Origin of the sequence: Butyrivibrio sp. NATIVEDY162 (genome assembly GCF_045999815.1) — a bacterium.
In the GTDB taxonomy this organism is placed as follows: domain Bacteria; phylum Bacillota; class Clostridia; order Lachnospirales; family Lachnospiraceae; genus Butyrivibrio.
Map to the genome: position 1 here is coordinate 2,566,203 of NZ_CP172573.1, position 18,288 is coordinate 2,584,490.

Annotated in this window: 14 protein-coding genes; all 14 read left to right on the forward strand. The window is 40.9% G+C overall.

The annotated features are described in order from the left end of the window. The first annotated feature begins 13 nt into the window (after positions 1-13). Entirely contained in the window at positions 14-892 is an 879-nt protein-coding gene (locus tag ACHCNF_RS11115) for an SPL family radical SAM protein (RefSeq protein ID WP_408069856.1), read from the forward strand. 87 nt (positions 893-979) lie between these two features. Beyond that, entirely contained in the window at positions 980-2,059 is a 1,080-nt protein-coding gene (locus ACHCNF_RS11120) for a sugar ABC transporter substrate-binding protein (protein ID WP_408069857.1), read from the forward strand. Then, positions 2,052-3,521 carry a sensor histidine kinase gene (locus ACHCNF_RS11125; RefSeq protein WP_408069858.1) on the forward strand — a complete coding sequence of 490 codons (1,470 nt, stop codon included), beginning with the start codon at positions 2,052-2,054 and terminating at the stop codon, positions 3,519-3,521. The genes ACHCNF_RS11120 and ACHCNF_RS11125 overlap by 8 nt, the downstream gene beginning before the upstream one ends. Positions 3,522-3,565: 44 nt before the next feature. Then, on the forward strand, positions 3,566-5,188 hold the full coding sequence (locus tag ACHCNF_RS11130; RefSeq protein WP_408069859.1) for a helix-turn-helix domain-containing protein: 1,623 nt from the start codon (positions 3,566-3,568) through the stop codon (positions 5,186-5,188). A 116-nt stretch (positions 5,189-5,304) separates the two neighbouring features. Further along, positions 5,305-6,327: a sugar ABC transporter substrate-binding protein gene (locus ACHCNF_RS11135; protein WP_408072232.1), complete on the forward strand. Its 1,023-nt coding sequence runs from the start codon at positions 5,305-5,307 to the stop codon at positions 6,325-6,327. Positions 6,328-6,540: 213 nt separating this feature from the next. Continuing rightward, complete coding sequence (gene chvE / locus ACHCNF_RS11140) at positions 6,541-7,740, forward strand: multiple monosaccharide ABC transporter substrate-binding protein (protein ID WP_408069860.1); 1,200 nt, start codon at positions 6,541-6,543, stop codon at positions 7,738-7,740. Positions 7,741-7,888: 148 nt separating this feature from the next. Continuing rightward, a complete protein-coding gene (mmsA, locus tag ACHCNF_RS11145) occupies positions 7,889-9,442 on the forward strand; it encodes a multiple monosaccharide ABC transporter ATP-binding protein (RefSeq protein ID WP_408069861.1) in 1,554 nt (517 codons plus the stop codon). After that, positions 9,435-10,625, forward strand: a complete 1,191-nt coding sequence (gene mmsB, locus ACHCNF_RS11150; RefSeq protein WP_408069862.1) for a multiple monosaccharide ABC transporter permease — start codon at positions 9,435-9,437, stop codon at positions 10,623-10,625. The genes mmsA and mmsB overlap by 8 nt, the downstream gene beginning before the upstream one ends. 196 nt (positions 10,626-10,821) lie before the next feature. Then, positions 10,822-12,222, forward strand: a complete 1,401-nt coding sequence (locus ACHCNF_RS11155) for a GGDEF domain-containing protein (protein WP_408069863.1) — start codon at positions 10,822-10,824, stop codon at positions 12,220-12,222. Between the two features lie 173 nt (positions 12,223-12,395). Continuing rightward, positions 12,396-12,803: a hypothetical protein gene (locus ACHCNF_RS11160; protein ID WP_408069864.1), complete on the forward strand. Its 408-nt coding sequence runs from the start codon at positions 12,396-12,398 to the stop codon at positions 12,801-12,803. A 1-nt stretch (position 12,804) separates the two neighbouring features. Continuing rightward, positions 12,805-13,974, forward strand: coding sequence for a hypothetical protein (locus ACHCNF_RS11165; protein WP_408069865.1), 1,170 nt, complete (start codon positions 12,805-12,807; stop codon positions 13,972-13,974). Between the two features lie 382 nt (positions 13,975-14,356). Next, positions 14,357-15,481, forward strand: a complete 1,125-nt coding sequence (locus ACHCNF_RS11170; protein WP_408069866.1) for a galactose ABC transporter substrate-binding protein — start codon at positions 14,357-14,359, stop codon at positions 15,479-15,481. A 124-nt stretch (positions 15,482-15,605) separates the two neighbouring features. After that, positions 15,606-17,117 (forward strand): sugar ABC transporter ATP-binding protein, encoded by a 1,512-nt coding sequence (locus ACHCNF_RS11175; RefSeq protein WP_408069867.1) that lies wholly within the window; start codon positions 15,606-15,608, stop codon positions 17,115-17,117. A 104-nt stretch (positions 17,118-17,221) separates the two neighbouring features. Continuing rightward, the gene (locus tag ACHCNF_RS11180; protein WP_408069868.1) at positions 17,222-18,211 is read left to right on the forward strand and encodes a galactose/methyl galactoside ABC transporter permease MglC; all 990 of its coding nucleotides are present in this window, start codon (positions 17,222-17,224) and stop codon (positions 18,209-18,211) included. The last annotated feature ends 77 nt before the right edge of the window (positions 18,212-18,288 follow it).

Genomic DNA, 18,288 nt, shown 5'->3' on the forward strand with positions numbered 1-18,288 from the left:
GGAAGTAGCTGATATGCACCTTGTCGATGCAAAAGGAATACTAACCACAAATGGAGGGCGCTGTGGCATGAACATCTACCGCGGATGCAGTCATGGCTGCATTTATTGTGACAGTAGAAGCAAGTGCTATCAGTTTACACATCCTTTCGAAGATATTGAAGTCAAGCAGAATGCCCCGCAGCTCCTGGAAAAGGCACTGAAATCAAAAAGACGAAAGTGTATGATCGGTACGGGTTCGATGTCAGATCCATATATGCATATTGAGGAAGAACTGCGACTTACAAGGAGATGTCTTGAGATTATCCTGCAATATGGCTTTGGGCTGGCGATACAGACAAAATCTGACCGTATTCTTCGGGATATTGACCTTTTGGATGAGATAAACCGCTCTGCAAAATGTGTGGTACAGATGACCCTTACGACGTATGATGATGACTTGTGTAAAATACTTGAACCAAATGTCTGCAATACAAAGCGGCGGATAGAAGTTCTGGAAGAAATGCAGAAAAGCGGCATTCCAACAGTCGTATGGATTACACCGATATTGCCTTTCATCAATGATACGGAGGAAAATATAACATCCATCCTGAATGAATGTGTTCGTGTAGGTGTAAAGGGCATCATAGATTTTGGAATGGGATTGACGCTTAGAGATGGCGACAGAGAATACTATTATGCAGCACTTGATAAGCATTTTCCCGGGATGAAAGAACGCTATATCAAACAGTATGGAAATGCATATGAACTGCCAAGTCCCAAAGCCGGGGAATTGACTGAGATATTTCGAAAAATCTGTAAGGCTAATGGGATTCTGTCAAGCCCGGAGGATTGTTTTCATTTCATAAATGACCTGCCGGAGAAATATTCTCAGATGAGTTTATTTGACCTGTAAAATAGATAGATTGAGCATATGGAGCATATCAAAGTTATAAAAAACTCCTCATTGAGCCATAACCTTTAATCTGCTAAAATTCAGATTATGGGGACACAGGAAAAAACTAATAAACTTAATAATCAAATAATACTTCTGTTTACAACTGTGCTCTTTACCATGGCAACGCTGGTGGTGGGAGCACTTGTTTTTCGTTTTTATATGGCAGATATTGGCAAGTCTCAGGAGGCAACAGAGTACGACAAATATTATGTAATGATAACCGATAACTATAAATCTGATTTCTGGCAGTCGGTATATCAGGGAGCCTTGGAAGCTGCTGAAGAACAAAATGTCTACGTTGATCTGTTGGGTGAGAACATTGCCGGTGATTACAGCTGTGAGCAGCTGATGAAAATCGCTATTGCTTCACAGGTTGACGGGATTATAGTTTTTGCCAGTGAAAATGAGGAGATGACCTCTCTCATAAATGAAGCTGATGAGAAAGGAATTCCGGTCATAACCTTATATGGTGACAGCACTCACTCCAACAGGCGAAGCTTTGTGGGAGTGGGAAGCTATAACATCGGAAGAGAGTATGGCAGACAGATTTTCAACATAATTAAGGAGAAGCGAAGAGAAGACTTTATTGAATCTGAAAAAATGGGACATCGCAAAACTATGCAGATAGCAGTTCTTGTTAACACGGATTCCCAGGATAGCGGACAGAATATCATAATATCAGGATTGCAGGAGACACTGGATCAGGAAAATGCCACAAATTCGGAGTTTTCAATTTCTATTGTACCTGTGGATAATAAAAATGCCTTTTCTGTAGAGGAATCTATCAGAGATATCTTTTTAAATGACAGTGTTCCGGACGTTATTGTATGCCTTAATGAACAAAATACAGTATGCGCTTACCAGGCAGTTGTTGACTTTAATAAAGTTGGAGATGTTAATATTCTTGGCTACTATAATTCAGAGTCTATTGTAAGTGCGATTGAGAAAAATATTGTATATGCCACAATATCAATCGATACAAAGCAGATGGGAGAATACTGCATAGATGCTCTTTCTGATTATTATGAATATGGTAATACCAGTGAATATTTCACTGCGGACGTTACGCTCATAAACAGAAATAATGTGGACGAATTTATAAAGAAGGAGGAGAGCAATGAATAGGTTCTTTAACCTCCCCCTTCAAAAGAAAATCGTAAGCATCTACATGGTTGCCAATATCATGATTTTCATTGTCAATGTATTTCTGGTGTTGGGAATCAACAGTATGGCAATTGATATGGAGATGGTATATCAGGACAACCGGCAGTTAAACGAGTTGTCTGAATCCCTCACGGCGGTTCAGGACAATATGACGCTTTATCTTAGTTCCAAGACCACTGATTCGCTGGAAAACTATTATAAAAGTGCCCAGAGCCTTCAAAATCTGGCTGAAGAGCTTGGAGGAAAGGTTACGGATCTTGCTTTTAGCAGAATGAAGCGCAATATCAGTAACATGTCCATGAATTATCTTGATGGGGTATCGCAGACGATAGAAGCTAAGCGTGGACGAAATGTTGAGAAGTACAGAACTCATTATGAGGACGCGACGGAGCTTTATGAATATATAAATACATATATATCAAGACTGAATAACGAACAGTTTAAGAACAACTCAGAGCGCTACACTGAACTGGCGGGGGCATTCAGAGCGTTTGAGCTTATTTCCATTTTGGTACTGACTCTTGTAATGATAGGGAATATTATCAGCATCATTATAATAGTTGGAATGATGATAAGTCCTTTAAAAAAGCTGGCAGCTTCGGCAAATGAGGTGGCAGAGGGCAATTTTGATACCACACTTCCGGGGACACCATACCATGATGAGATTGGTATAGTTATTGGAGCCTTCAACAAGATGGTCATCAGTATAAAGGAATATATTATAAGACAGCGAGAGAGCATGGAAAAGGAACGTCAGATGCAGGAGAAGGAGCTGACGATGGAAGCACACCTTAAGGATGCTCAGCTAAAATATCTTCAGGCCCAGATAAATCCGCATTTCCTTTTTAACACATTAAATGCGGGAGCTCAGCTTGCAATGATGGAGGGAGCTGACAGAACCTACGAATATGTACAGACAGTAGCAGACTTTTTCAGATATAATGTAAAAAATCATGAGACCGAAGTGACAGTAGGGGAAGAGGTGACCCTTGTTGATAATTACATCAGGATACTGAATGTTAGATTCTCAGGTGATATACAATATCACAAACAGGTAGATGAGAGGCTTCTCTCAATAGCCATGCCCAACATGGTTCTGCAGCCTATAGTTGAAAATGCGGTCAACCATGGAATCAGAGAGATGGGGGATAAGGGTGTGATAACCCTTAAGGTATATCGCGAGGACAATGATGTATGCATAAGTGTGGGTGATAATGGAAAGGGGATAAGTCTTGTAGATATAGACAGAATCCTGGATGGAAGCTGGAGTAAGGATGAAAAGCAACATGATAATAACGGAATTGGAATGGTAAACGTTATTTCCAGATTAAGGCTTTTCACGGGAAAAGAGAATGTGGTTTCCATAAGGAGCGGAGGCATTGGCCGGGGCTGTGAGGTTTTGATAAAGCTTCCGCTAAAATGATATTTAGGAAGGTATTGGCATAGCCGATAAATCAGGGGTTACAAATGTACAGAATAATGCTTGCCGATGACGAGGGAATCGTTATTGACTCAATGAAATTCATAATTGAAAAGGAATTTGGGAACCTTTGCGATATTGAATTTGCAAAAACAGGAAGAAGTGTAATTGAGCTTGCAGAGCGCTTCAGACCGGACATAGCGGTGATGGATATCCACATGCCCGGAATCAATGGTATTGAAGCCATGAAGGAAATAAAGAAATTTTCCGGAAACACTATTTTTATAGTGATGACTGCTTACGATAAGTTTGATTATGCAAAAGAAGCTATTAAGCTTGGGGTTCTTGATTATATTAATAAGCCTGTGGACAGGATGAAGATTATAGAAGTCCTAAAGAAGGCCATGGCTCAGATAGACGGAGAGCGTGAAAAGAGAAGCAATGACCTTATAATAAAGGAAAAGCTGGAGACTATTGAGCCAATAATTGAGAATGGACTTATATACGACATACTTCTTCAGGAACACTTTGACGAGGATATAGACAGCTACAAGACTATTTTGGGAATAGAGGAAAATTACGGATATATGCTCGCTATAGTCAGTGGTGACTCTCAGGAGGGAAACCACATGACTAATGCTATAGGTAGTTCTGTAAAAATCTCCGGAAAGTATCAGGAGATAAGAGAGGGCGTAAAAGAGTTTTTTGACTGTAAAATCGGAAACGTAATGGCAAACAAGATAGCAGTGCTTGTTCCCTCACATTCACAGAAGATGGAATATGCCATGAGAACTGAGGTTGTAGACAAAGCAAGGGATCTTGCAAGGTATCTCAAGAAAAAGACAGACATTAAATTCCGCATTGGAATAGGAAAAATAAAACCGCTGCGAGAACTGGGAGACTCTTATCATGAAGCACTTAATGCACTCATTGCTACAACGGGAACGGTGGCACATGTTGAGGATCTTCCCATAAGCTGTGACTATGATGAGGGATATCCTATAGATTTGGAGAAACCGCTTTTTGAGGCTGTTTCAAAAGGCGATCTTGACGAAGCAATTACTATTGCCAATAAATACGCGGATTGGATGAGCAATGCTGTTAATGGCGGAGACTTAATGGACATGAGACTCAAAGTGCTAGAGTTTTCGCTTTATGCAGAACGTATAATGTACCTTAACGGAGGCCAGACGTATCACTATTCAGGAAGAAATCAGTATCTTCCGGAGATTATGGCTCTCGATACGACAGATCAGCTAAGAGAGTGGTTTATAGATAAAATTTCTTCTGCATGCAAAAATGTGCTGATAAAGCGAGAGGAGAAATCCACTGACGCAATAAAGACAGCTAAGAGATACATTGAAGAAAACTTTTCAAAGGATATATCTCTTGACGACGTATCAAGGGTTGTGAACATTTCACCCTATTACTTCAGCAAGGTATTTAAGGAAGAAGAAGGCAGTACCTTTATCGAATATCTTACAGGGGTGAGGATAGAAAGAGCGAAGGACCTTTTGACTAATTCAGATAAATCAATGAAGGAAATCTGCTCAATGTGCGGATACACAGATCCGAACTATTTTAGCAGAAGCTTTAAGAAAAATGTGGGAGTGACTCCGACAGAATATAAGGAAGGAAAGCTCCCGGCAAGGCAGACAGAAGAGACATGAAAACGCGGAATCACAGAATAAAAGACAGAAGAACTAAAAATAAACATGAAGGATATTCAGATATTCTTACAATCTTAAAGAGAATAACCGCGATAACGGTTATGATAGCACTTATGATGGTGAGTCTTTGCGGATGCACCGGAGAAGAAAAAGGGCAAAGCGGCCAAAACAAACAGGATGATGATAAGATTCAGATAGGAATGACATTTGATTCATTTGTGATAGAAAGATGGCAAAGGGACAGAGATGTATTTGTATCCATGGCCAAGGAGTTAGGGGCCGAGGTAAATATCCAGAATGCCAACGGCGATGTTGCTGAACAGAAAAAGCAGATTGAATACTTCATAAAAAAAGGAATGGATGTGATTGTTATTGTCTGTATAGATTCTGCTTCCCTAAAAACGAATATAAAAAAAGCCAGGGATGCAGGAATAAAGGTCATCGCTTACGACAGGCTGATCAGTGATGCTGACGTTGACCTTTACATTTCTTTTGATAATGAGATGGTCGGTGAGATGATGGCTAAGGCACTGGTGGACAACGGGCTTACCGGTGGTAAGGTAATTATGCTAAACGGATCACAGAGTGATAACAATGTACCTATGGTATCCAAGGGCTTTGAATCAGTAATGGAAGAAAATGGCAATGAGATAATAGATACTTATTATGTTGATGGATGGAAAGCAGAGCTTGCAGGCGATTATATTTATGGCAACATGGGAAAAGTCATTGAGTGCGACGCAATAATGTGCGGAAATGATGATCTTGCAAGTCGAGTGGTAACGGCGCTTTCAGAGAAAAGGCTTGCAGGGAAAAAAATGGTGGTAGGCCAGGACGCAGATCTTGAGGCATGCCAGAGAATAGTTGAGGGAACGCAGCTTATGACTGTGTATAAGCCTATTGAGAAACTGGCTCAAAGAGCAGCGGAATATGCCGTCAAAATGGCCAAGGGTGAGGATATTATTTCTGAAAATGAGGAGCTGGTTACAATTTCCGATGGCTCATATGAGGTACCTTATCTAAAGATTGATCCTGTCAGTGTAAATGCAGAAAACATGGATGAAGTTATTATAAAGAGCGGATTCCATCTTAAAGAAGATGTATATCTGAATGTGCCGTCTAAAATGCCTAAGAACTAAAAGCGTACAGAATAGCACATTTTTAAAAATGATTACCCTTATAGCAAAAAAATGCTATAAGGGTAATTTTTATTTATAAACAAATTATAAAAATATGCAGAATTTCGTAAATTATTCCTATTTTTTCTGTGATATTGTATATCCTGTAAACAGCGGATAAAAATATCCGACAGAAAATTTCTCAGAAATTTCTCAATAGGGAGGGAAACAAACATGAAGAGAAAACTTGTTAGTACTTTTCTTAGTGTAGCAATGGCTACATCACTTCTTGTAGGTTGTGGCGGAAACAGCGCACCTGCAACATCTGGCACAGAGACATCAACAGAGACAGCTACAGAGGCAGCTCCTGCTGAAGAGGCTTCTACAGAAGAGGCAGCAACAGAGGAAGCTTCTACAGAAGAGACAACAGAAGCAACTGAGACAACAGCATCAGGCGGCGGCAAGGTCGGCGTAGCAATGCCTACCAAGGATCTTCAGAGATGGAACCAGGATGGCGAGAACATGCAGAAGCTGCTTGAGGAAGCAGGCTATGAAGTAGATCTTCAGTATGCATCAAACGATATCGCTACTCAGGTTAACCAGATTGAGAACATGATCAGCTCAGGCGCACAGGTTCTTGTTATCGCATCTATCGATGGTGATTCACTTGGAACAGTTCTTGAGCAGGCTAAGGAGCAGGGCGTAAAGGTTATCGCTTATGACCGTCTTATCATGAACTCAGATGCTGTAAGCTATTATGCAACATTTGATAACTACATGGTAGGTACAAAGCAGGGTGAGTATATCAGAGATCAGCTTGATCTTGACAATGCTGAAGGCCCCTTCAACATTGAGTGCTTCACAGGTGACCCCGGTGACAACAACGCTAGATTCTTCTACGGCGGTGCAATCGACGTTCTTCAGAAGTACATCGATGAGGGCAAGCTTGTAGTTAAGTCCGGACAGGTTGAGTTCGACGAAGTTGCTACAGCTAACTGGGCAACAGAGACAGCACAGTCCAGAATGGATGCTATCATCTCTGCTAACTATGCTGATGGAACAAAGCTTGACGCAGTTCTTTGCTCAAACGACTCTACAGCACTTGGTGTTACAAACTCACTTGAAGCTAACTACACAGGCGATTGGCCGATTATCACAGGTCAGGACTGTGACGTAGCAAACGTTAAGAACATGATCGCTGGTAAGCAGTCAATGTCAATCTTCAAGGATACTCGTACTCTTGCTGCTAAGACAGTAGAGATGGTTGACGCTATTATGAAGGGTACAGACGCTCCTGTAAACGATACAGAGACATATGACAACGGAACAGGTATCATTCCTTCATACCTTTGCGAGCCTGTATTCGCAGATGTAAACAACTACAAGGAACTTCTTATCGACTCTGGTTACTATACAGAGGATCAGCTTCAGTAAGACTAATTAAATGTAATCTTTCGGGGCGGGCTTTGATGACCCGCCTCGAAGTATGCATAAACCTGGCGATTTTGTAGCCGAGCTTTAATAAAAGTAGAAATGGGTAGCTAAAAAATGGAAAAGCAGATTGTGAAAAGGAGGGGTTAAGTTGGCGAAGATATTACTTGAAATGAAAAATATCACCAAAACCTTCCCCGGTGTGAAAGCCCTGGATAATGTTAATCTCCAGGTTGAAGAAGGCGAAATCCACGCACTGGTAGGAGAAAATGGAGCAGGTAAATCCACACTGATGAATGTACTTAGCGGTATATATCCGTATGGATCCTACGAGGGCGATATTATATATGATGGCGATGTGTGTAAGTTCAACGATATCAAGGACAGTGAGGGAAAAGGTATCGTTATTATTCACCAGGAACTTGCACTAATACCTTATATGACAATAGCAGAGAACATGTTCCTTGGAAATGAAAGAGGATCAAAGTTCAAAATCGATTGGAGCGAGACAAGTGATCTTGCTCGTAAATATCTTGATATTGTCGGACTTAAGGACAGTACCGAGACTATGATTAAGGATATAGGTGTTGGTAAACAGCAGCTTGTTGAGATAGCAAAGGCTCTCTCGAAGAAGGCAAGACTTCTCATTCTGGATGAGCCTACTTCTTCACTTAATGAGTCAGACTCACAGGCTTTGCTTGATCTTATGCTCAAACTGAAAAAAGAGCAGGGGCTTACATCCATTATTATTTCTCACAAGCTCAATGAAATATCTTATGTTGCAGACAAGATTACGGTTATCCGTGACGGCTCTACAATTGAGACTATGACCAAGGGTGTCGATGATTTCTCGGAGGCAAGAATCATCAAAGGAATGGTAGGACGTGAATTGTCAGATCGTTTCCCTGATAGAGAACATCACATCGGTGATGTAATGATGGAAGTTAAGAACTGGAATGTTTACCATCCTTTATATAAAGACAGAAAAGTTGTTAACAATGTAAGCATCAATGTAAGGAAGGGTGAAGTTGTAGGTATTTCAGGACTTATGGGTGCAGGGCGTACAGAGCTTGCAATGAGTATCTTTGGAAGAAGCTACGGCGAAAATATTTCCGGACAGCTTTTCATAAATGGAAAAGAAGTTGTTCTTAAGAATGTGCAGAGTGCAATTAAACACGGTCTTGCATATGTTACTGAGGATAGAAAGGGTAACGGATTGATCCTTTCCAATCCTATAAAGATTAACACAACCCTTGCTAACCTTGAGGAGGTCAGCAAGAGAAAGATAATTGATAAGGATAGAGAGTATCAGGTAGCGGTTGACTATAAACAAAAGCTCAACACAAAAGCTCCTTCAGTAGAACAGAATGTAGGCAATCTGTCAGGTGGTAATCAGCAGAAGGTATTGCTTGCAAAGTGGATGTTCGCAGATCCTGAGATCCTTATCCTGGATGAGCCTACAAGAGGTATCGATGTAGGTGCTAAATATGAGATTTATTGCATTATTAACCAACTGGTATCTGAAGGTAAATCAGTTATCATGATTTCCTCTGAACTTCCTGAAATACTTGGAATGTGTGACAGAATTTATGTCATGAACGAAGGCCAAATGGTTGGAGAACTCGATGGTAAAGATGCAACTCAGGAAAAGATTATGACTTATATTTTACAGTCGTCCAAAAAGAAGGAGGTAAAACATGAATAAGAGCCAGGTACTTGGTTTTATAAAGAAAAACACTATGATATTTGTTCTTATCATAGTAGTAGCATTTTTCTCATTTAGAACAGGTGGAGCAATATTGCTTCCCATGAATGTCAGTAACCTGATTTCACAGAACGCGTATGTGTTCGTACTTGCAACAGGTATGCTGCTCTGCATACTGACCGGTGGTAACATCGATCTGTCAGTTGGTTCGGTAGTATGTTTTGTAGGCGCAGTTGGTGCAACACTTATGGTGAATATGAAAGTTCCCGTATGGATTGCAATCATTATCATGATTGTTATCGGTACTGCAATCGGTGCTTTCCAGGGCTTCTGGATTGCATTTGTAAGAATTCCTCCTTTCATCGTAACACTTGCAGGAATGCTTGTTTTCAGAGGACTTTCAAACGTAGTACTTAACGGACTTACAGTTTCAATCAAGGACAAGAGCTCTTTTGTAAACCTCTTTGGTGGTGGAGCAGATTGCTATATTCATGACATCTTTGGAAATGGAACACTTAACCTTACATGTCTCTTTGCAGGACTTGTTGCTACAGCTCTTTTCATCATGATGCAGGTTAGCACACGTATGCAGAGATCAAGAAAGAACTATGAGGTTGAACTCTTTGGCGCATTCATCTGCAAGCTGGTTGCTATTTCAGCAGTAATCATTGTTTTCTCATATAAGCTTGCTCAGCACAAAGGTATTCCTACAGTTCTTATATGGGTACTTGTAGTAGTTCTTGTTTATGGTTATATAACAAGCAATACAACAGTTGGTCGTTACTTCTACGCAGTAGGTGGTAATGAAAAGGCTACAAAGCTTTCAGGTATCAATACGAACAAGGTTTACTTCCTTGCTTACACAAACATGGGATTCCTTGCAGCACTTGCCGGAATGATCACAATTGCAAGACTTACATCCGCTCAGCCTACATATGGACAGAACTACGAGATGGATGCTATCGGATCCTGCTTCATCGGTGGTGCATCTGCGTACGGCGGAATCGGTACTGTTCCCGGAGTTATTGTCGGTGCTGTTCTTATGGGTGTTATCAACCTTGGTATGTCACTTATGGGTGTTGATGCCAACATGCAGAAAGTGGTTAAAGGTGTAGTTCTTCTTGCAGCTGTTATCTTTGATGTAGTATCAAAGCGTGGCGGTAAGATGATGGTTAAGAACTGATAAAAATTTTGTTAATGCTTAGTTTATTATCTGATGGGTAATCGTTTGGGGGACAAGCGGTTTCTAAAAGGGGTAATATGGGTGCTGTGCTTAGTGGTACGGCACCCTTTTTGTTTATTATATTTTTACTATTTCATACATTTTTTTATGCTAAAATAATAATAGTCGCTACAGTTATGTTGTCAGGGGGCAATTTATGGATTCGTCTATTTCTACTTATGAGAGATATAAGCTTATAGCGCAGTCTGTTACCAGTCCTTGTGCAATCCTTTCAGTACAAAAAAATGAAGATGGAACAGCAGGAGAAATAAGAATTTTTGCGGCAAATGACAAATTCAGTATGACAGGCGAACCGGTTGAGGGTGAATTATATACCAGGTTCATACCTAAGCTTGGTGAATTTGAAGATATCTGCATGCGTGTGGCATTCAGCGGAGAGAAAATACATAATTATGTAGATTCTACAAAAGTGCTCGGAGTCTGGTCTGATAATATTTTTCTTCCATTACAGCCTGATGAAGACGGGAAAATCGGATACTGTCAGTATATTTATGACCTGACAAAGGAGATGGATGCCGGAAAGTTTTCAACCATATCACCTACGGTTGCGGGATTTGTTATCAAAAGCTGCCTGGAGCTAAGAAGCGACAACGACTTTAAAGTCAATGTAAATCAGGTTATTGAGGATATACAGGTTTTCACAAAGGCCTCTTTTGCGTGTATTATTGCAATGAATAGAGAAAAAAGGAAAACCGAGCTTATCAGTCAAAGCATGGCAGAAGGAGCACTCCCCGCGGGTCAGACATTTTCAACAGTCTCATATGATATTGCTGAAAAATGGAGTTCGCTTATCGGTGAGAGCGACTGCTTCATTATGCGAAGCAAGGATGAGATAGATAACTGTGTCAAAAATGTATCTCCGGCATGGGCAAAAATGCTCAGGATGGAAGGTGTGGAAAGCCTATGTATGGTACCGCTGATGCAGAGAAAAGACATTGTCGGTTACATACTTGTCACCAACTTTGATGTGGATGATGCTCATAATATAAAGGAGACACTTGAAATACTTTCGCTGTTTTTGTCATCTGAAATGGCTAACAATCAGTTCCTGGCAAGGCTGGAATGGCTTACAAGTGTGGATTTAAGGACTGGTGTCAGAAACAGAGCTGCCATGAACCGTGTTGTTGATGAATATGCGGAACAGCTTAAGTGGCAAAAGAGACCCTTTGGTGTTGCATTTTGCATGATGAACGGACTGAAGGCCTTAAATGAAAAGAACGGTCACGATGCCGGAAACAAGGCCCTTGAGGAAGCAGGAAAGATTTTAAGTGATATATTTGATGAGACTGAGGTCTTCAGATCAGCGGGCGAAGAGTTCGCGGTTATATGCGAAAATGCTGAAGAGGAAAGCTTTAAAGAAAAAGTGGAAAAACTAAGAGAACGAGGGAGCAATCCTGAAGGAGTATATTTTGCAATAGGAAGCTTTTTCGATAGTGACGAGGGAGACCTTAGAAAAGCTCTTAGAAATGCAAACAAACAGATGCTTGAGGAGAAGGAAAACTTCTATATTAAGTATCCTGAGAAAAGAAGAGAATAATACAGATTTTTCAAAATGCGTCCAAATCCGTTCGGAGGAGGGCGCTTTTTCTAGGACGAGGAGACCTTTATATATATTAAAGGCATATAGTAGCCGATATTGACACAAGCGAATGATATAGATACACTATAATTACAGATATAGTGTATCTATATTAGCGTGAGGTAAAAGGTATGGGAGCTATTTATACAGAAGCACAAAAGGAAGCTACACGAAGATACGTCAATTCAACTGACCAGATTAGAGTGCGTACGGATAAAGGAAATCTTGATTTCATAAAAGCCCATGCAGAAACTATGGGAGAGACCATGGGTGAATTTGTAAACAGAGCAATCGTGGAAGCAATCTACCGCGATCGGGGAGAGATATTGATAGAGACTACCCATAGCGATGAGTATGACATTTCAGGAAGACTTCTTTTGTCAGGCGATAACCACTACGAAATAGATTATATTGTTGATGGTGTTCGAAAGATAAAGAGGCTGGATGAGCAGAAGGATGTACCGAGCTGCTTTATTTCTGATTATGCCTGGATGTCCCTTGAGAATGAATACGAAAATGAACTGTTAGGCGGTGAGTGATATGGCTATTTTTACACTGATGCGTAAAAATGAAGAAGTGATGCTGCTCCAGATAGGAGAAGATGGAAATATTACCAAGTTGGGAAAAAAGGAGAACATTGCTCTTTTGCCGCTGCAGAGCAGGACAAGTCCTAAGGGTATTATTGAGTGGTGGCGTGACCGTGCCATTCCTATTAAGCAGGGTAAGGTTGAGAAGATGCTTAGGGACAATGGGATTGAGACGACAGGCCTTTTTTTGACGCAGAATCTGGGACTGAGCCTTACTGATTTTTACTGGATAAGACCACTCGGGTCAGAACTTACCTGGGAAAAGGTGAACCTTTTTGACAACGACTTTAAAGAAAACCTACTGCTTGGAAAAATCAAGGTAGGCAATGAAGAAGTGGATGCGTATCACCCGAATTCTTCTCTTCAGGGGAATCTTGAAAAAACATGGATCATCGAAAATGGTATCAGAAAGCTCGTGAAGGGTAATCATGATGTATATTCTAGCGAGAGTATCAATGAAGTCATTATAAGTGAAGCCATAAAGGCCCAGGGTAGAGATTCTGCGCAGTATTCACTGCTCCATATTGATGGTAAGGATTATGATTTTGGATGTTCATCTGAGCTTTTTACTTCTCAGAAAAAAGAGTTGGTTTCTGCCTATGCAGTTATGACAAGCGAGCTTAAGCCTAATAATATTTCCGGCTATGAACACTTCATAAATGTATGTGATAAAAACGGACTGGACCGGAACGCTGTAAGGGATTATCTTGAATTTGAAATCCTGATTGATTTCATTTTCAGTAACCGTGACAGACATCTGACTAACATTTCTATTCTGAGGGATGCAGATAGTCTTAGGTTTTTTTCCATGGCGCCCATCTATGACAGCGGTAAGAGTATGTTGGTTGGAAGGGATATTGTTCCTGTAACGGATAAGTATGTCTTATCCCAGGATTCCCAAGGGTTCAAGGAAAAAGAACTGGAACTGCTAAAGTATGTTCAGAACAGGAAACTTATTGATGTTCAGCAGCTCCCGAGTCCTGAGCATATCAAAGAAATGTATCTTAAGGACTCGCAGGTTAGCGAAGAAAGAATCTCTTTTATTCTTGAGATGTACATGAGAAAAATCGATATGTATGAGAAGTTCGCAGCTGGTGCAAATCTGAGCCGGATAAGATTTTGAACAGAGAGGTAATATATGTAAGCAGTTCCAACTAAAAATAACAATAATTGTACATTGTAAAAAAACAGGTTTGGGAACAAAGAAAGCCTTAGTAGGCTATCCAGGTTCATTGAGATGATTTACAGCACAAAATAGGGAGCTGTCACAAAACTAGAGTGACAGCTTCCATTTTTATGCACTGGAGAGCATAACGGAATTTATATGGCTTTGGAAAAAGCATAGAATTTTTTAGAATTCGAAAAAACTGCATAGAATTTTCAAGAACGAAAGAAGAATTCTCTATGTTTTTACGAAAGGGGTATTGATAGAATATGCATTGTAATGAAAAACGTGTGCATTTTGCACTAATGGATGCACAAATGTATAGGAGGAAAATTAAATTATGAAAAAGAAAGTAGTAAGTCTTTTGACAGTAGCAGCTCTTTCAATGTCAATGCTTGCAGGCTGCGGTAACAAGGCAGCTGACACAGCTAATGATGCTGCTCAGACAGCAGAGTCAGCAGCAGAGGAAGGCGCTGAGGCAGTAGCAGATGCAGCTGAGGAAACAGGAGAGCAGGTTGCAAGTGCAGTAAGCGGAGATCTTGCTGACAAGAAGGTTGGTGTTTGCATTTATCAGTTCTCTGATAACTTCATGACACTTTTCAGAAACGAACTTCAGAATTACCTTGTAGCTCAGGGCTTTAACGCTGATAACATCACAATCGTTGATGGTGCTAATGACCAGGCTACACAGACAAACCAGATTCAGAACTTCATCACAAGCGGTGTTGATGTACTTATTATCAACCCTGTTAACTCTTCATCAGCAGCAACAATTACAGACCTTGTAGTTGGCGCTAACATCCCGCTTGTATATATCAACCGTGAGCCCGATGCAGACGAGGAGCAGAGATGGGAAGACAACAACTGGAACGTATGCTACGTAGGTTGTGATGCTCGTCAGTCCGGTACATACCAGGGCGAGATCATTTCTGACCTTGGCCTTGACACAGTTGACCTTAACAAAGATGGCAAGATCCAGTACATCATGATCGAAGGTGACCCGGAGAACGTTGATGCTCAGTACAGAACAGAGTTCTCAATCAAGGCTCTTGAGGATGCAGGTCTTGAGGTTGAGTGCCTTGATGACGAGGTTGGTAACTGGGATCAGGCTACAGCTCAGCAGCTCGTTGCTAACGCACTTTCAGCTCATCCTGAAACAGAAGTAGTATTCTGTAACAACGATGCAATGGCACTTGGTGCTCTTCAGTCAATCCAGGCAGCTAACAGAACAGTTGGCACAGACATTTATCTTGTAGGTGTTGATGCTCTTTCAGAGGCACTTGAGGATGTAATCGCAGGAACAATGACAGGTACAGTATTCAACGATCACTTCTCACAGTCACACAGCGCAGCTGACGCAGCTATCAACTTCCTTAACGGCCAGACAAACGATCGTTACATCGGATGTGACTATGTAAAGGTAACAGCTGATAACGCACAGGAGATTCTTGACTCAGTTAAGTAATCACTTTGAGCAGAGCACCTGACGAGGTTTTTTGAACCTTACAAAATATAAAAACCGTGCGGATGCGCAAATGCATCCGCACAATTTTTGAAAAAGAGACAATATTTGGTAATTAGGAGGGATTATGGCATCAGAATATAAATTGGAACTGAGGGGCGTATCCAAGTCATTTCCCGGCGTTAAGGCACTAGATAACGTTCAGTTAGCAGTTCGCCCAGGAACAGTGCATGCACTGATGGGAGAGAACGGTGCCGGAAAATCCACACTTATGAAGTGTCTGTTTGGAATCTACAAGATGGACGCCGGAGAAGTTCTTATAGATGGACAGAAAGTAGTTATAAATAACCCTGATGAAGCCATGAAAATGGGTATCGCAATGGTACATCAGGAATTACAGCCGGTACTTGCAAGAAGTGTTGGCGAAAATATGTATCTGGGAAGATTTCCGGTTAAGAAAATCGGACCGATACAGTTAATTGATCATAAAACAATGTACGAACAAACAGAGAAGTGGCTGAACGAAGTAGATATGCACTTTGATCCAAAGGCTCTGCTTTCTTCGCTGTCAATCGGACAGATGCAGTCAGTAGAGATTGCAAAGGCTGTTTCACACGACGCCAAGGTAATCATCTTCGACGAGCCTACATCTTCTCTTTCAGATAATGAAGTAGAAACACTTTTCAAGATTATGGAAAAACTCAGAAGCAGAGGAGTTGCCATGATCTATATCTCACACAAGATGGATGAGATTAAGCGTATCGCAGATGATATTACAATCATGCGAGACGGAACATATATCGGAACCTGGCCTGCAGCTGAGATGTCAATGGACGACATTATAGCAAAGATGGTAGGACGTGAGCTCACAAATATTTATCCTCCCAAGGACAGAGAGTTTGGTGATGTGATAATGGAGGTTGATGGATTATCATCAATTCATTCAAGATCCTTCCAGGATGTTTCATTCAAGCTCAGAAAGGGAGAAATCCTTGGATTCGGAGGACTTGTAGGAGCTCAGAGAACAGAGCTTATGGAAGGTATCTTCGGAATAAGAAATCTTTCAAAGGGTGAAATTAAGATTCATGGTAAAAAGGTTGAGATCAAATCCTCAAGAGATGCCATGAAAGCCGGAATAGGAATGATCACAGAGGACCGAAGAGCTAGAGGAATTTTCGGATGCCTTTCTATCAAGGACAATGTTGGCGTATCAGTTTACAACAAGTTCCTTAAGGCAGGATTTGTACTTGATCATGCAAGTATAAATAAGGTAGTTGATGACAGTATTAACAAACTGAGGATCAAGACCCCCAGTAAGCAGGAGCACATTGCAAACCTCTCAGGTGGTAATCAGCAGAAAGTAATCATATCAAGATGGCTTGCAAATGACCCCGACATCCTCATCATGGATGAACCTACAAGAGGTATTGATATCGGTGCAAAGCATGAGATTTACGAAATCATGACTGATCTTGCAAAACAGGGCAAGGCAATCATAATGATTTCTTCAGAAATGCCTGAGCTTCTTGGAATGAGCGACCGTGTGGTAGTAATGTGTAACGGTAAGAAGACCGGTGAGATTGAAAATGAAGCAGAAATGACTCAGGAAAAAGTAATGAGCTACGCGACAATGTTTTGAAGACAGCTACTTAATGAGGTTCTGTCGAATTTAGTAGATGTCTTCGTTCTGGCGAACGTAGTGAGAGCAGAACTTCCTTGTTTAATAATAGAAAGGATAATAAAATGGAAAAGACAAAGCAGCAGAAAATGAAAGATTTTCTGATCAATAACGGAGTTATCATAGTTATGTTTATCCTGGTTTTCTATACAGGACTTACAAACAAGAACTTTATTACTGTTGGTAACTTCCTTAATATTCTTACAAATATGGCACCAAGACTTGTTATAGCTCTTGGTATTGCAGGTTGTGTTATCACTGCCGGATGTGACCTTTCAGCAGGTCGTATGATCGGTTTTGCAGCATGTATAGCAGGTACACTTCTTCAGAAGATTGACTATTCAGGCAAATTCTTCCCTGACATGCAGCCTTTAAACGTTTTTGTAGTACTTCTTATAGTGCTTGCAATTACAGGATTTTTCGGAGCTATCACTGGATTCTTTATTGCATTCCTTCATGTTCCTCCGTTCATCGCAACACTTGCTATGATGGAAATCGTATATGGTCTTGCGCTTATTTACACAAATGCAACACCTCTTGGCGGATATGTTAAGCAGTACACAGACATTGCAACAGGTAACGTCCTTGGAATCAGCTTCCTGGTACTTATAGCTATAGGTGTAGCGATTATTACATGGTTCATCTTCAACATGACACGTCATGGTAAATACATGTATGCAATCGGTGGAAATCCGCAGGCTGCTGAGGTTGCAGGTGTTCCTGTAAAGCTTACAATGGTACTTATCTACATGAAGGCAGCTATGATGTATGGTCTTGCAGGCTTCATGCTTGGTGCTAAGGCAGGTGGTGCATCAGTTAACCTTGGTTATGGTTATGAGATGGAAGCTATTGCAGCATGTACAATCGGTGGTGTATCAGTTACAGGTGGACGTGGTAAGGTTTCGAGTGCTATCATCGGTGTAGCAGTATTCGAGCTCTTGAAGGCAGCTCTCCAGTACCTCGGAGTAAATGCAAACGCTCAGTACATTGCAATCGGTATCGTTATCTTCGTAGCTATTTCACTTGATATCAGAAAGTATGTTGCTAAGAAGTAATCAGAACATAATAAAATGATAATACAGACATCGGGGTGAGGTCTTCTTAAAAAAGAGGAAGTTCATCCCGATGTTTT

What these genes read in the sequence shown, in the direction of transcription:
- ACHCNF_RS11115 (WP_408069856.1), top strand. Translation starts at nt 14, where the DNA reads ATGCACCTTGTCGATGCAAAAGGAATACTAACCACAAATGGAGGGCGC.
- ACHCNF_RS11120 (WP_408069857.1), top strand. Translation starts at nt 980, where the DNA reads ATGGGGACACAGGAAAAAACTAATAAACTTAATAATCAAATAATACTT.
- ACHCNF_RS11125 (WP_408069858.1), top strand. Translation starts at nt 2,052, where the DNA reads ATGAATAGGTTCTTTAACCTCCCCCTTCAAAAGAAAATCGTAAGCATC.
- ACHCNF_RS11130 (WP_408069859.1), top strand. Translation starts at nt 3,566, where the DNA reads ATGTACAGAATAATGCTTGCCGATGACGAGGGAATCGTTATTGACTCA.
- ACHCNF_RS11135 (WP_408072232.1), top strand. Translation starts at nt 5,305, where the DNA reads ATGGTGAGTCTTTGCGGATGCACCGGAGAAGAAAAAGGGCAAAGCGGC.
- chvE (WP_408069860.1), top strand. Translation starts at nt 6,541, where the DNA reads ATGAAGAGAAAACTTGTTAGTACTTTTCTTAGTGTAGCAATGGCTACA.
- mmsB (WP_408069862.1), top strand. Translation starts at nt 9,435, where the DNA reads ATGAATAAGAGCCAGGTACTTGGTTTTATAAAGAAAAACACTATGATA.
- ACHCNF_RS11155 (WP_408069863.1), top strand. Translation starts at nt 10,822, where the DNA reads ATGGATTCGTCTATTTCTACTTATGAGAGATATAAGCTTATAGCGCAG.
- ACHCNF_RS11160 (WP_408069864.1), top strand. Translation starts at nt 12,396, where the DNA reads ATGGGAGCTATTTATACAGAAGCACAAAAGGAAGCTACACGAAGATAC.
- ACHCNF_RS11165 (WP_408069865.1), top strand. Translation starts at nt 12,805, where the DNA reads ATGGCTATTTTTACACTGATGCGTAAAAATGAAGAAGTGATGCTGCTC.
- ACHCNF_RS11170 (WP_408069866.1), top strand. Translation starts at nt 14,357, where the DNA reads ATGAAAAAGAAAGTAGTAAGTCTTTTGACAGTAGCAGCTCTTTCAATG.
- ACHCNF_RS11175 (WP_408069867.1), top strand. Translation starts at nt 15,606, where the DNA reads ATGGCATCAGAATATAAATTGGAACTGAGGGGCGTATCCAAGTCATTT.
- ACHCNF_RS11180 (WP_408069868.1), top strand. Translation starts at nt 17,222, where the DNA reads ATGGAAAAGACAAAGCAGCAGAAAATGAAAGATTTTCTGATCAATAAC.